General features: G+C 48.6%; 1 protein-coding gene. It reads right to left on the minus strand.

The genetic code is table 11. The features are described from left to right. Window positions 1-65: 65 nt before the first annotated feature. Window positions 66-500 (minus strand): DNA-binding protein (locus tag LKK83_RS00850; protein WP_324628832.1); only part of this gene is annotated, 435 nt, incomplete at its 5' end.

A 500-nucleotide genomic window follows, 5' to 3' on the forward strand; every position in this document is an offset into this window, starting at 1 on the left:
CCATTGCCTGCCAAGAAGCTGCTCGTCCCGAGTTATTTTTCCAACCTATTTCAGTCGGATGTGGCTTAACCGCTCAGCAACTCCACGGAGGAAAGCGTCTCGATCCAAACTTTCGCCCCGCAAGATAGCGGCTTATCGGGTCGATACACTACCCGGCTAGGTCCGGCGATTTCCGCTTCAAACCCATACCGATTGCTGCTGCCGTGTTTGACGCTAATTACGGGTTCTTTTTCCTCTCGCTTGTTATTTTGCCGAATCTTGTGTTGATTGACGTGAATGCAGGTAATCGCCGCTTTGCGCGCAGGTTTCCATCGTGGTTTTGGGCCGCGAGTTCCTTCCTTGACTTGGGGAATTCCGTCGGTTAACGGGATTGCCCAGTTTCTGCCTATTTTAAAAGCGCCGCAAACTCTCTGAGTTAATAAAAGTTTTCTCATATAAGAACCGGAAATCCCGAGTATTTGTGCTGCTTGAGTAGATCCTACTAGTATCATTGAAATGAA

This window comes from Phormidium sp. CCY1219 (assembly GCF_035615515.1).
Lineage (GTDB): Bacteria > Cyanobacteriota > Cyanobacteriia > Cyanobacteriales > Laspinemataceae > CCY1219.